We start from the raw sequence: 14,134 nt of genomic DNA on the forward strand, positions 1-14,134 counted from the left end.
CGTCAGTGTCCGGTGAGGCAGGCGGCCATGACGGCATCCTGATCGATCTCGGGCGCAGTGAATTCTTCGGCGAGCCGACCCTCGCGCAGCACGAGGACGCGATCGCAGACCAGCGGCAGCTCCTCGATCTCGCTGGAGACGAAAACGATGCCGCAGCCCTCAGCCGCAAGCTGCCGGATGATGGCGTAGATCTGCGACTTGGCTTCCACGTCCACGCCGCGGGTAGGCTCGTCGAGCAGCAGCACGCGGCTGCGCGCATGCACCCAGCGGCCGATCACCACCTTCTGCTGGTTTCCGCCCGACAAAGTGCCGATTGGGGTGTCGGTGCGGGCGGTCTTCACATGGAGATGCTCGATGATCCGGCGGGTCGCCTGCGCCATCAGGCTGGAGGACAGCACGCCGCGACGGCTGACGGCGGCAAGATCCGTCACCAGCGTATTTTCGTCGACGCCGAGCAAGGGAACGATACCTTCCTCCTTGCGGCTTTCGGGCGTGTAGCCGAAGCCGCGCTCGACCATCTGGCGATAGCGCGCGCCCGTCACCGGCTTGCCGTCCACGCGGATCTCGCCGCGGTCGGCCCTGCGCACGCCCATGATGGCCTGCAGCAGTTCGGTGCGCCCCGATCCCAGGAGCCCGGCAATGCCGAGGACCTCGCCCTGCCGCAGGCGAAAGGACACGGATGACAGTTTCGGCGCCAAAGCGAGATCCGTCACTTCGAGCAGGGTGTTGTCCGCGACCCGGTTCTCCAGCTGTGCGGCCGGCCCGCTTTCCGAGCCGAGCATGAGGCGAACGATCTGGCGCGTGTCCGCCCCCTTCACGTCGACGGTATCGATCACCCGTCCATCGCGCATCACCGTGGCGCTGTGCGCAACCCGGCGGATTTCGTTCATGCGGTGACTGACATAGATCACGGCGATGCCTTCCGCCGCGATGCGTGTCACCGCCGCCATCACCCGCTCGGCCTCGGCGGCCGCAAGCGAGCTGGTCGGTTCGTCCAGGATCACCAGCCGGGGCTTGCCGATCAGCACACGTGCGATCTCCAGCAATTGCCTTTCGGCCGGCGAAAGGCTGGCGACGAGCCGCCTGGGCGACAGGTCGAGCCCCAGCCTTGCCATGGCCTCGGCGGCCTCGGCCTCCATCCGCGCCGATTGGATGACACCGCCCTGGCGTGGCCAGTGGCCGAGGAACAAATTCTCGGCCAGCGACATCCCGGGCACCAGGCTGAGCTCCTGATAGACCACACGCACACCGCTGGCGAAGGCGGCCTGTGCGCGGGCGGAGCCGGTCTGGCCGAGTGCCTGGCCGGCAATCTCGACCAGGCCGCTGTCGGGCAGCTCGGCACCGGTGAGCAGGCGGATCAGGGTCGACTTGCCGGCACCATTCTTGCCCAGCAGGGCCCTGACCTCGCCGGCCGCCACCTCGAAGGTGACGTCGTCGAGCGCCAGCACGCCGGGATAGTGCTTGGTGCAATTGCGGATGGAGGCAACCCGTTCGGCGTCGGCCAACGGGCCTGGGGAAATGGCTGGCGTCATGTCGCTATCCTTGCCTGGCCGCAACGGGGAAGACCTCAGGCGATCCCTAGAGCAAAGCGCGTTCAAGCGTGAACGCTTAATTGCTCTAACTCCTTGTTCTGACGCGTCTTTGCGTCTCTTGGTGATTCCACCAAATCGCAAAACGCTTTAGGGAATGCCGTCGGCATGCGCCTTGAGCCAGGCCTGCCCGTCCGCTGCGCTCTTGTAGACATCGATGTCGTAGGCGACCTTGATGCCCGCCGGCGGCTGGCCGTCGATCGACTTGATCGCCTGGGCCAGGGCGAGCTTGCCCAATCCCTGGCCCGAGATGTCGACGACACCCTTGATGACGGAGTTGTCGGCCAGTTCCTGGGCGATCTCGGTGGTCATGTCACCCCCGAACACCACGGTCTTGCCGACGCGTCCCTGGCTCTTGACGGCACGCGCCGCGCCGAGCGTGGCGCCACCCGCCTCGCCGAAGAAGGCATCGAGGTCGGGATGGGAGGACAGCATGGTGCTGGCGACCGAGACGGCCTTGTCGAGGATCGCGCCCTCCTGGTTGGCGACGATCTGGGCACCGGGCACCTTGGCCTTGAGGGCCTCCTCGAAGCCCTTGCGACGGGTGACGCAGACCTCGACGAACTCGCAGTTGAGCACCGCGATCTTGGGAGAATCCTTCTTCTGCGCGATGAAGTACTCACCGGCCACTTCGCCCAGCTTGTGCCCGAAATCATAGGGATCGCCGACGGCATAAGCCGAGACATATTCCTTCATGTCGGCTTCGTTCAGGCAGGTGTTGTAGCAGACCACCGGAACGCCGGCATCATGCGCCCGACGGATGGCACGATAGGAGCCGTCGGCGGAGACCGGAGAGACGATGATGGCCTGGACGCCGGCCGAGATCAGCGAGTCGATGAAGGAGGCTTCCTTGGTCACGTCGCCCTGGGCGTTGGTCTCCACGATGTCGAGCTTGCGCCCTGCCTCGGCACCGCCGGTCTGGATACCCTTGCGAACGCCCGCGTAAAAACCCTGCGCATCCATATAGATGGCGCCGACCTTAAGGTCCTTGCCATCGGCCAGCGCGCTTCCGGCCGCGGCGCAGATGGAAGCGGCAATAGCCGTCATCACTGCGAATTTCGAAAGCTTCATCGGTTCCTCCCCGTCTTTTGATCGTTGGCCAGCCCCGCAACGCCGGATCGAGCCTGCAAGCCGCGGCATGCCTGGTTGCGGCACCATAAAAATAATCGTATTATTGTCAAGATAAATACTATTTATTTTCGACTCGCATCGGGACGCGCAGAAATGTGTGGCCAGGCGCCCTTGGCAAGGCGAGCGGCGTTGCGTCTGGCGTGATTTTGTTTTCCAGCTCGCCTCGCATAGCCTTGCCGGTGCCGAAGTCGCGGCGTGAGGGAACTGAAAGTGACTGACATCAGGATCGGCTCGGCACTGACCGAGAATGGCAATCCGATCGCCGCCCACGGCAAGCGCAGCGTCCGGGAAGCCCTGTTGCGGCAATTCGTCGAGAAGATCGTTTCAGGCGAGTTTCCCGAGAACGCGACCCTGCCCAACGAGGCGGAGCTGACGCAGCAGCTGGGCGTGAGCCGCACGAGCCTGCGCGAGACCATGCAGTATCTGTCCGCCCTGGGCATGATCCGCTCGCGGACCCGGGCCGGCACCACGGTGCTGCCGCGCGAGAACTGGAACTATCTCGATCCGCTCGTGCTCGACGCCGTGCTGAAATTCGGCACGGACGAGCGGTTCTATGTGTCCCTGATCGAGGCGCGCCAATTGCTGGAGCCGGCGGCCGCGGCGCTCGCCGCCGCTCATGCGGGCGCCCGGGAATTGCTGCATATTTCCAATGCGTTGGAAGAAATGGTCGAGGCCAATTCGCGCGACAACGAAGCCTGGAGCCGGGCCGACCTCGACTTCCATACGGCCATCATCAATGCGAGCGGCAACTGGGTCTATCGCCAGTTCGCCACCGCCATTCGCGCCGCCCTGCTGGCGAGCTTTCGTCTCACCAACCGGGCGAGCCAGTCCCATGAAAATGCCATCATGAAGCATCGGGCCGTGTTCGATGCCATCCGATTGCGCGAGCCCGAGACGGCCCGGCAGGCGATGATGCGCCTGATCGACGTGGCCCGCGACGAGATCACCGAAGCGTTGCGCCAGGCCAAGGCGCCCACATAAAAGTTCAGATCCCGACGCTCTTCGCGCAGGCCGCAACAGAACCGAATAGATGGGCTCGGCGGTGAAGCCCATCCAGGCCGGGATGCAAGCAGCGATAATCAAAAATGGCGAGCGCAATCTCCAGGCCCTGGCCCCGCATTTTTACGGTTTGACCTGCACCGCACCGGCCCATTCGGGCCCCAAACATCAGCGATAGGCCGGCAGCAGATTGCCATGCGCGGCGATGAGATCGTCGACCAGATGCCAGATCTGGTCCGGCGATAATTCCGCCGCGGTGTGTGGGTCCAGCAATGCCGCCTGGTAGACCGCCTCGCGGCGTCGTTCCAGGGCCGCATACACCGTCAGTTCCTGCACATTGGTGCTCAACCTGATCACGGCCGCGAGCTGACGCGGGAGAGAACCGACCTTGATCGGCTGGATGCCGTTGCGGTCCACATGGCAGGGCACCTCGACCACGCAGTCGGGCGGCAGATTGTCGATAAGCCCCTGATTGCGGACATTGCCGTAGATCAGCCCGGGCTGGCCCGTCACCAGCGCGTGGATGATGCCGGCGGCATATTCGTTGCTGCGGCAGATCTCCACGGGCGCTCCACCCTCGAGCTCGGCGCGCAGCTTGTTCCAGCCGGCGATCTGATCCTCGCAGCGGGTGATATATTCGTCGAGGGGGATGCCGTAGCGCTCGATCAGATCGTCGCGCCCGCGCTTGATGTACCACGACGTATATTCAGAGAAATGCTCGGAGGACTCGGTGACGAAATAGCCGAGGCGCCGCAGCGCGTCGAAGCGGATGCGATCGTCCGGCGGCACCTTGCCATCCGCCGCCAGCGCCTTGAGGCGAGGATAGAGATCTTCGGTGCTGCCGTCCCGGTGGCGCTTGTTGAATTTCAGGAAGAAGGCGACATGGTTGATGCCGGCTGAGACATAGTCGATATCGCCGATATCCTCGCCGAGGCAGCGGGCGAGATGCGCCGAGGTGTGCTGCACGCTGTGGCATAGCCCGACCGTGCGCAGCTCCGGCGCGATCTCGCCGATCGCCCAGCAATTGATCGCCATCGGGTTGACGTAGTTCATCAGGAGCGCATCGGGGCACAGATCCTCGATATCGCGGCAGATCTCCTGCAGGACCGGAATGGTGCGAAGGCCTCGGAAGATCCCACCGATGCCCAGCGTATCGGCAATGGTCTGGCGCAGGCCATAGCGCTTGGGAATGTCGAAATCGACCACCGTCGCGGGTCGATAGCCCCCGACCTGCATCATCAGGATGACGAAATTCGCGCCGGCGAGCGCGACGCGCCTCTCGGTCGTGGCCTCGATGCGCACGCGCGGCAGGTCCAGCCCCTCGCAGATGCGCCGGGCGACGATCTCGGAGGTCTTCAGGCGCTCGCCGTCGATGTCGTGCAGGCTGATCACACAATCGGCAAACACACCGTTACTGAGCACGTCGCTCAGGATCGATTGGGCAAAGACCGTGCTTCCGGCACCGACGAGGCAGATCTTGGTCAAGGGAGGGCATCCTTGCTGGTTGGGACATCACCGGGCCGCACAGGGCAGATCCTGCTTGCCGGTTGACTGGAAGGCGGCCTTTATTCCATTCATGAAAACAGGATGTCTTCCGGCTTTCGGACGACTTATTCCGGAATCAAAGCATCGAGTTCGCGAGCCATGGCGAGGCAATCACCGGCCTTTCAAGACGAGCACGCCGGTTGGGCCGACCTGTTCGACGGCAGCTCCTTCCATGTCGAGAGCCACGTCGCCGGCGCGATGGCGACGGCGCACTGGCACGATCATGTGGAGCTCAACCTGCTGCTGGAAGGACGAATGACCTATCTCTTCCAGGGACGGCAGGAAACCGTGGAAGCGCGGCGGCTTGCGCTCTTTTGGGCCGCGATCCCGCACCGGGCCATCGAGGTCGCGCCGGGCTCCAGGCTGATCTGCCTTTACATCCCCTTCCAGGACTTCATGGCGCTGCCCATCGCAGGCTCGATCCGGAAAGCTGTCATGCACGGCGCCTTCCTGAAAGCGGCACAGATCCAGACGACGGATGCGGGCACATTCCAGCGCTGGGTCGACGAATGGCCAGGCGCCGATCCCGCCCGGCGGCGCCTGCTCCTGGACGAGGCCTGCCTGCGCGTGCGCCGCCTGGCACTCGATCCGCTCGAGGCGAGCGATTCCGCCCGACGCGAGGGTGGTGAGTGCCGTGACGGCCGATCCCCGTCGCTCGACCATGCCGAGCGGATGATCGAGATCATCAATCTGCGCTTTGGCGAAGAGCTTTCCATCGCCACGATCGCTGCTGCGCTCGGGATCCATCAGACCACCGCCACATCGGCGTTCCGACGGGTTCTTGGCATGTCGATCAACGAATACATCGTTCGCTTTCGCCTGAGCCGGGCCCTGCATCTGCTGGCCGACACGGACCAGCCGATCCTGGACGTGGCCTATGCCTGCGGATTCGGCTCGGCCAGCCGGTTCTACGACGTCTTCAAGCTCCGCACAGGCGTGACGCCGCGCCAGTTCCGCAGCCAGCTCTCCGCGCGTTGACGGCAAGGCTGAAGAGCCGATCCGAGCCTTGACGCGAGCCGGCCGACCCCTGGCGCCCGCTACGTTCCAACCGCTATCCCACCACCGATCACATGTCCGACGGCCGATCCGGAGAGCTTGCTGCGGCTCCCCCCGCAGCGAAGAGGGCGCTGCCGGAACGCTTCCGACCCATCCTTTCTGGGTTCAATAAAATCATAAAAAATCATAATCTTGATTGACTCTGTCGTTTTATTGGCATTCATTGATTTTATTGGAGCGGGTTGTGACCTGCCATTGTAGCGGGGAAGGCATGTCTCAGGGGTCGAGCAAACTGGAACGCCTCGATGCGATCCGCGGCCATCTCTACACGCATGGTCCCTCCACGATTCAGGCTTTGGCCGATGCCGCAGGCGCCTCGCTCGCCACCATCCGCCGCGACCTGCAGATCCTCGAGGAGCAGGGCATCATCGACCGGGCTCATGGCGGAGCGCGCATTGCGGAAGGGTCGAGCGTCGAGGTTGCCTTCAGCGCACGCGAGGGCCGGAACCTGGCAGCCAAGCGGGCGCTTGCCGCGGCCGCTTATGAAAAACTCGCCCCGCACGCGACCATCTTCCTGGATGCCGGCACCACGGTGCGCCAGCTCGCAAGGCTCCTGCGCATCAATCCGATACCGATGACCGTGTTCACCAATGGCCTCCTGGTGGCCCAGGAACTGCTGGATGTACCCAAGCTGCGCGTGGTCGTGATCGGCGGTCAGCTGCGCAACGAGAATGCGTCCCTGGTCGGACCGGAAGCAGAGGCGATGCTGGAGCGGCTGTGGTTCGACCAGCTCTTCCTCGGCGTCAGCGCCATCGGCCCGGATGCCACGATCTACAGTGTCGACAGCGCCGAGGCGAGCCTGAACGCCCGCATGCTCAAGCGCGCCGAGAAGCGCTTCATCGTCACCGATTCGAGCAAGTTCGGGGTGATGTCCACTTACGCGGTGGCCCCGCTCGCCCCCTCGATCAGCATCATGACCGATGCCAGCCTGTCTTCGGACTGGCAAACGCAGCTGCATGAGGTCGGCGTGCCGCTCACCCTGGTGGACGTGCCGGCAGGTGCTTCCTGATGGCCGGGATCCTCGCAATCGACGGCGGCGGCACCAAGACGATCCTGGCGACAGCAAGCCGGGACGGCGTGATCGGCACCTGGCTGGAAGGCGCCGGCATCAACCCGGTCGACAATCCCGATTGGCTCGCCGGCTTCGAGGCACAGATCCGGGCGGCCGGTGCGGCTGCCCAGGCCTGCGACCATGCCGTGCTGGCGCTCCCGGCCTATGGCGAGATTGCAGCGGTGACGCAGTCCCAGAACCAGGCAGCCGCGTCGGCGCTTGGGCAATCCCACGCCATCCTCAATGATGTCGAAGCGGCGCATGTTGCAGCCTTTGCCGGCGGGCCCGGCGTCCTGATCCTGGCGGGGACGGGGTCGATGGCCTGGGCCCGCGACGAGCATGGCAACGACCTGCGCGTCGGGGGCTGGGGCGATGCGTTCGGCGACGAGGGCAGCGCCTTCTGGATCGGTCGGGAGACGATCGCCCGCGTCAGCCAGGCCCTCGACGGACGCCTGACAGCACCGGCTTTGGCCGACGCCTTCTTCGCTTTCCTGGCGCTCGATCGGGCCGATCGCCCGCACGCCTTGCTGCAATGGCACGTCGAGCTATCCCATCCTCGTTCCCAGATCGCAGCCTTGTCGGTCCTCGTCGATCGCCTGGCCGAGACAGGCAACGCCACCGCCGTCGCCATCCTCGACGAGGCCGCCGAACATCTCGCCCGCCATGTCGGGGCGGCCTGGCGCCGCATGGATGCCAAGACGTGCCGATCCTGGAGCTATGCCGGCGGCGTGTTCGCCAGCGGGCATGTACTGGCGAAGGTTACGGCTCGTGTGGGGGTCTCTCCCATGCCGCCGCGGCTTCCTCCGATTGGCGGCGCGCTGCTGCGCGCCGCGCAAGACCTCGACTGGCCCGTGGATCAAGCATGGATCGAGCGCCTGCGCGCCTCGATCACAGAACATGCAAGCCGCGCGAGGAATGGCCGCAGCTGACCATACAAAGAGGGATCATTGACATGTTACGGCACGGATTGCGTGCGTTCGTCGCACTTTCTGCGTTGATGCTGGCCCAGCCGGTCTGGGCGGACGACGCCAAGCCCCTGGCAGGGCAAAGCATCTCGGTCCTGCTGCCTTCCGGTCAGCGGCCTGGATTGGCGGAGGATTTCGAGAAGGAGACCGGCATTCACGTCGATCTCCAGTCGCTGTCCTGGAACGACATCCGAGCCAAGCTCGTCACGTCCCTGCTCGCAGGCAGCGCGCCGGCCGACGTCACCGAAGTGGACTGGTCGTGGACCGGCCAGTTCGGCGCGGCCGGCTGGTATACCCCCCTCGATGGCCTGCTCGACGAGGCCACGGTCAAGGACATCGCGACCAGCCCGATCTTCCGTTATGACGGCAAGCTGATCGCCCTGCCCTACAACAATGATTTCCGCGTTCTCATCGTCAACAAGGAGCACTTCGACAAGGCCGGCATCACGGCCATGCCCAAGACGCTCGACGAATTGCTGGCTGCCGCGCGGACCCTCAAGGAAAAGGGTGTTTCCAAATACCCGATCGGCATTCCCCTGTCCCCCGCGGAGGGCACCTCGACCGCCTGGTATCTCCTCACCAAGGCCTTTGGCGGCGAACTCTTCGACAAGGACTTCAAGCCCTTGTTCACCGACCCGTCATCGGCGGGCCACAAGGCCCTCGCCTTCGAGATCGATGCCCTCAAGCAGGGCCTGGTCGATCCCGCCGCACCCGGCCTCATCGACATGGACGTCCATCAGCTCTTCATGGATGGTCAGGTCAGCATGGAGATCTGCGGCGAGGTCGGCCGGCTCGCCCTCTTCAACGACGCCAGCAAATCCAAGGTCGCCGGCAAGGCCGTGGCTGCCCTCTTCCCGACCGCAAGCGGCGTGACACGCAGCCTGGGCCTGCCCGAGGCCATGGGCATTCCCGTCACGTCCCAGAAAAAAGAGGCGGCGCTGGCCTTTGTCAAATGGATGAGCGCCAAGGAGCAACAGCTCAAGAATTATACGGAAGCCGGCACGCTGGCGACACGCACTTCGGCGCTCGAAGACCTGAACAAGGCCGGCAAGCTCGAAAGCGGCAAGGTCCTGATCGAGCAGGCCTCTACGGCCGGCGGCCTGTTCCCGCAGGGAACGCCGATCTGGTATCCCCAGTTCAGCTCCGCCGTGTATACGGCCATCAACCAGGCTGCCAAGGGCCAGCTGAGCGTCGATGATGCGCTCAAGCAGATCGCGGATGAAACCGAGCGAGCCATGCAGCAATGAGCGTGACGGCTCTGACCCGGGCCAGCGCGGAGCGGAACAGCGGTGCCAGGAACGACGCCTGGCTCGGGCTGGTGCTCGCCGCTCCGATCGTCGCGACGATGATCGGGCTGGTGATCTGGCCAGTCATCGCCACCATGTGGCAGAGCCTGCATCGGGTCGATCCGATGCAGGCGGGCACCCCCTTCGTCGGCCTGTCCAACTACACGGCCCTGTTCACCGACAAGAACGCCCTGACGGCCTGGGCCAATACGCTCTTCTACGTCGTCCTTGCGGTCACTCTGGAGACCGTCGGCGGCGTGGCTGCGGCCGTGCTGCTCAACAGGCTGACGATCGGCCGGCGCTGGCTCCTGGCAATCGTGATCCTGCCCTGGGCCTTGCCGGGCGTGGTCAACGCCATCGTCTGGCAGTGGATCTACAATCCCAGCCATGGCCTGCTCAACGGCCTCCTCACGGCCATCGGCTTTGATTTCGACCGGCATGTCTGGTTCAACGATCGCAGCTCGGCCCTGATCCTCGTCACGGTCGTGCATGTCTGGCGGACCATGCCGCTGACGGTCGTGATCGTATTGGCGGCCCTGCAATCGATCCCCAAGGATATCTACGAGGCCGCCCGGATCGACGGCGCCAATCGCTTCCAGCTCTTTCGCATGATGACGCTGCCTCTCATTCGCAGCGGCCTGGCGATCGCCCTGGCGCAATCGACGGTCACGGCCTTCAACCTGTTCGACGAAGTGTGGATCCTGGCCGGCTCCAGCCTCGATACCCGCTCCATCTTGGTCCAGGTCTATCTGGAGGCTTTCCAGAACCTGCGCTTTTCGCGGGGCATGGCGCTGTCGGTGCTGGTCATGTTCATTTCACTGGCGGTTTCGCTCGTCTTCGTTTCACGCGTCTATCGCGAAACCAGGCTCGATTGACCCATGCGCGCCCTCCTTTCCCGTTTCGGTCTCATGCTGGCCTGCTCCGTCCTGGTGCTGTGGTCACTGGTACCGGTCTACTGGGCTTTCGCGACAAGCCTGACGCCGACACCCGACCTCACCGCCAGCACGGTGCACTTCTTTCCGCAGACGCTCACCCTGGAGCACTATGCCAAGCTGTTCGGGATTGGCACCACCATGGCCAATGATACCATGGTCTGGCAGCAATTCCGGGCCGCGCTGGTCAACAGTATCGTCACGTCCCTCGGTGCGACCATCCTGTGCGTCGCCCTGGCGGCGGCGGGAGGCTATGCCTTCGTGCGCCTGAACTTCCCGGGGCGCACGGTGATCTTCATCCTCGTGGTCGCCACCTTTGCGATACCGGGATACACGGTGCTGATCCCGCTTTATCGGATCATGACGACACTGCGCCTGGTCGATACCTATCTGGGCGTCACGCTGATCTATGTCTCGGCCTTCCTGCCGCTGTCGCTATGGCTGATGCGCAGCGTCTATCAGTCCCTGCCCCTTTCCATCGAGGAGGCAGCCCAGATCGATGGAGCGAGCCGGCTCTACATCCTGGCCAGGATCGTGCTGCCGATGGCGGCTCCCGGGCTGGTCGCCGCCGCCATCATCACCTTCCTGGGCGCCTGGGGCCAGTTCATGGTGCCCCTGATCTTCTCGCCCACCATGGCAACCAAGCCGCTCACCATCCTCGTCCCCGAATTCGCGACGAAGAACTTCGTCGATTACGGCCTGATCAACGCGGCCGGCTCGGTCGCGATCATCGTGCCGACGCTGATCGTCATCTTCCTCAACCGGTACCTGGTCAGCGGCCTCGTCGCCGGCGCGGTCAAGTGACCGACCACCGAACCTATCCAACCCAGTGAGTATAGTCATGAACGTCACCGAGCGTGTCATCTTCGAACAATTCCCGTTCTGGCAGCAGGGCCTTGGGGCAGCGCTTCCCGCGATCGATGCGCCGATCACCGTCATCATCGGTTGCGGCACCTCCTATAACCTTGCCGTCTCGCTTGCCGCCGTCTTCAACGCCCATGGCCGCAGGGCCATCGCCGTGCCGGGCGGCGAATGGCTGAGACGTCCCGAGGCCTATCTGCCCGATCCCGCCGGTGCGCATGTCATCGCACTCTCGCGTAGCGGCGAGACCACCGAAACCGTCGCAGCTGCAGCCGCCAGCCGCGACGCCGGACTGACGGTCACGGCATTGACCTGCGAACGCGAGAGCACCCTCGCGCGCGAAGCCGATCATCTCGCCTTCACGCCGACCCATGGCGAAGAAGGTATCGTCATGACCAGCTCGGCCTCGCTGATGCTGCTGCTCGGCCTGAGGATGGCAGGCGTGGCGATCCCCTCCGCCGTGACGGAACAGGCCGAAAGCCTGGCGAAAGCCCTGGACGAGCGATTGGCAGGACACCTCGCCGGCCGCAGCCATTTCGTCTATCTCGGCGGCGGCGCGCAGTACGGGGTCTGCCTGGAAGCCTCGCTCAAGCTTCAGGAAATGAGCCAGAGCTATACCCAGGCCTTCCATCCGCTCGAATACCGGCATGGTCCGGTCAGCCTGCTCGACGAACAGACGCTCGTGGTCATGCTCTACGATCCGCGCACCGCCCAGGAGGAGGCCCAGCTCGTGGCGGAGCTGCGCGAGAAGGGCGCCCTCGTGGTCGGTCTGGGCGGACCGGGCGACATTTCCCTCGATCTCGACGTCGCCGACGAATTGCGCGGCCTGGTCTGCCTGCCCGCGCTTCAGCTCCTGGGCGAGCGTGTCGCCCAACGCCGCAATGTCGATACAGTGGCACCCCGGCATCTGACCAAGGTGGTCAAGCTGGCGTGAAGACCGCGCTTTCGCCAAGTTTCCTGGCCGGTGCGCAGCCCCTTTGCAGGGGCTGACTTCACTATGCCCGGCCCGTTCGATTCTTGCTGACGGGAACACGGGTTACAGGTATGGCCCAATTTCCATTCGCGGCGATACTCAGATCACCTCAAAGAAGTGCGTTCCGTCGCGGTCGAGCTGCGCGACAAGGCCGTATTCCCATTCGAGATAATCCTCCATCGCCTGGCGCGATGCGTCGGTTCCTTCATAGGGGCGGCGGTAGCGGTCAATGCGGATGGATGCGAGACGTTCTTCGCCTTTGGTTACGGGGAGTCCATCTGCGATCCAGGCGCCCGTGCCGCCTTCCAGGACAAACACCTTTGAGGCCGTCAAGGTCGCGACTTCCTTGGCCGCAAAGGCGGCGAGAGCGCCCGAACCGCCTGTGACGACAATGCGCTCGGCAGGCCCGACGGCCTGAAGCGCCGGAGCGATCTGCGAGCGCAAGGCCCACCAGGCCCCTGGAACGTGGCCTTTGACGTAATTTGCCGAACTGGTCACGTCGATGACAGCGGTGTCTCCATCCTCGAGCCAGTCTCGCAGGTCTTGCGGGGAAACAAGCGGTACTTGGGGAACCGGAACGGCATCGAAGCGGATATCTTCAAGCTGACGGCGCTCCTTGTCTTCCACCGGATCGACGACAAGGACTTCCCACCCCATCTGCGACAGCCAGGATGCAGTCATATCGGCGCGGGTGCCGTCGTCGTCGGCCAGCAGGATAAGCGCGCCTCGGACCGGCACCGCGTGGTCGGTCTCCTGGACGAGCTGTCCTCCCGGAACATTGACAAATCCGGGCAAGTGGCCGCTGCGATATTCCTCGGGATCGCGAACATCGATGCGATAGATCGAACGCCCGGGCTGGACTATCGCGTCGGCCGCGGCCAGCGAAATACGCCGGACACCGGCACGCTCGGCCACCTGGCGAGCATCGATTTGGGCGGCTTGCCGGGCCTGACGCGTTGTCTGGGACGATCGCTGAGTTGCGCCATGGTCGAGCGCAAACCCGGCCAGGGTCCAGCCAATCGTGCCGTTCCGCAATCCAGCGACCGGGTTGGGAATGCCCGCATTGATCAAGGACTGCGTGCCGATAATCGAGCGTGTCCGGCCGGCGCAGTTGACGATGACCGTGATTTTCGGATCGGGAGCCAAGTCGCGCACCCGGAGCACCAACTCGGCACCCGGGACCGATATGCCGGTGGGAATACTCATGGTGTTGAACTCATCGAACCGGCGCGCATCGAGGATGACAGGCGGCGTTTCGGAGCCGATCAGGCGTCGCACCTCCTCGGCAGGCAACAAGGGGGTATGACGACGTGCTTCGACGAACTCGCCGAAGGATTTGGAAGGCACGTTGACGTCGATGAACAGTTCGTAGCCCGCTTGCGTCCAGGCGGCCAGCCCCCCGTCGAGCAGGTGAGCGTTTCCATACCCCCAGGAAGCGAGCTTTTGCGCCGCCAGGGGTGCCAGATCGCGATAATCGTCTCTGCCATAGAGCACAATCAGGATATCACGCCTCGGTATGCGCCTGGGAACGTCGAGTTCCAGCCTGCCGACGGGGAAGTTCGCTGCCCAAAGAGGGTGCCCCTTGGCAAAGGCATCCTCCTCCCTCAGGTCGGCAAGCAGGATTTCCCGCCTTGCCAGCAGTTCGGCACGCACCTGCGCCGGCGAAAATGCAGGAAAGATCGGGGTGGTGACGTCGGGCGAAGCAATCTGCTGGTTCATGGCAAACATGTTGGAGCGCGAGGAGAC

Annotated in this window: 12 protein-coding genes; 8 read left to right on the plus strand and 4 right to left on the minus strand. The window is 64.2% G+C overall.

Annotation, left to right across the window (positions count from 1 at the left end):
- Positions 1-2: 2 nt before the first annotated feature.
- Positions 3-1,532, minus strand: a complete 1,530-nt coding sequence (locus tag QM672_RS09685; RefSeq protein ID WP_415082201.1) for a sugar ABC transporter ATP-binding protein — start codon at positions 1,530-1,532, stop codon at positions 3-5.
- Positions 1,533-1,679: 147 nt separating this feature from the next.
- Positions 1,680-2,660 carry a substrate-binding domain-containing protein gene (locus QM672_RS09690; protein ID WP_311939691.1) on the minus strand — a complete coding sequence of 327 codons (981 nt, stop codon included), beginning with the start codon at positions 2,658-2,660 and terminating at the stop codon, positions 1,680-1,682.
- Positions 2,661-2,930: 270 nt separating this feature from the next.
- On the opposite strand from QM672_RS09690, the gene QM672_RS09695 reads away from it, so the two are divergent.
- Complete coding sequence (locus QM672_RS09695) at positions 2,931-3,701, plus strand: FadR/GntR family transcriptional regulator (RefSeq protein ID WP_415082204.1); 771 nt, start codon at positions 2,931-2,933, stop codon at positions 3,699-3,701.
- Positions 3,702-3,887: 186 nt separating this feature from the next.
- Here the strand turns inward: QM672_RS09695 and QM672_RS09700 are convergent, their stop codons facing one another.
- Positions 3,888-5,204 carry an alpha-glucosidase/alpha-galactosidase gene (locus QM672_RS09700; RefSeq protein WP_415082206.1) on the minus strand — a complete coding sequence of 439 codons (1,317 nt, stop codon included), beginning with the start codon at positions 5,202-5,204 and terminating at the stop codon, positions 3,888-3,890.
- 159 nt (positions 5,205-5,363) lie between these two features.
- Here QM672_RS09700 and QM672_RS09705 point away from each other — a divergent pair, with 159 nt between their 5' ends.
- From QM672_RS09705 to QM672_RS09735, 7 genes are all read left to right on the plus strand, one after another.
- Positions 5,364-6,242: a helix-turn-helix domain-containing protein gene (locus QM672_RS09705; protein ID WP_415082208.1), complete on the plus strand. Its 879-nt coding sequence runs from the start codon at positions 5,364-5,366 to the stop codon at positions 6,240-6,242.
- A 289-nt stretch (positions 6,243-6,531) separates the two neighbouring features.
- Positions 6,532-7,329: a DeoR/GlpR family DNA-binding transcription regulator gene (locus tag QM672_RS09710; protein WP_311939699.1), complete on the plus strand. Its 798-nt coding sequence runs from the start codon at positions 6,532-6,534 to the stop codon at positions 7,327-7,329.
- Positions 7,329-8,300, plus strand: a complete 972-nt coding sequence (locus QM672_RS09715) for an N-acetylglucosamine kinase (protein ID WP_415082210.1) — start codon at positions 7,329-7,331, stop codon at positions 8,298-8,300. The genes QM672_RS09710 and QM672_RS09715 overlap by 1 nt, the downstream gene beginning before the upstream one ends.
- Before the next feature lie 23 nt (positions 8,301-8,323).
- Complete coding sequence (locus QM672_RS09720; RefSeq protein WP_311939702.1) at positions 8,324-9,583, plus strand: ABC transporter substrate-binding protein; 1,260 nt, start codon at positions 8,324-8,326, stop codon at positions 9,581-9,583.
- Positions 9,580-10,497, plus strand: coding sequence for a sugar ABC transporter permease (locus QM672_RS09725; RefSeq protein WP_311939704.1), 918 nt, complete (start codon positions 9,580-9,582; stop codon positions 10,495-10,497). The genes QM672_RS09720 and QM672_RS09725 overlap by 4 nt, the downstream gene beginning before the upstream one ends.
- Before the next feature lie 3 nt (positions 10,498-10,500).
- Positions 10,501-11,358 (plus strand): carbohydrate ABC transporter permease, encoded by an 858-nt coding sequence (locus QM672_RS09730; RefSeq protein ID WP_415082213.1) that lies wholly within the window; start codon positions 10,501-10,503, stop codon positions 11,356-11,358.
- Positions 11,359-11,395: 37 nt separating this feature from the next.
- A complete protein-coding gene (locus tag QM672_RS09735; protein WP_415082215.1) occupies positions 11,396-12,349 on the plus strand; it encodes an SIS domain-containing protein in 954 nt (317 codons plus the stop codon).
- Between the two features lie 138 nt (positions 12,350-12,487).
- Here QM672_RS09735 and QM672_RS09740 read toward each other — a convergent pair whose 3' ends face one another.
- The gene (locus QM672_RS09740) at positions 12,488-14,107 is read right to left on the minus strand and encodes a rhodanese-related sulfurtransferase (protein WP_415082217.1); all 1,620 of its coding nucleotides are present in this window, start codon (positions 14,105-14,107) and stop codon (positions 12,488-12,490) included.
- Positions 14,108-14,134: the final 27 nt, after the last annotated feature.

Source organism: Labrys sp. (in: a-proteobacteria) (assembly GCF_047605565.1).
Classification (GTDB): Bacteria; Pseudomonadota; Alphaproteobacteria; order Rhizobiales; family Labraceae; genus Labrys; species Labrys neptuniae.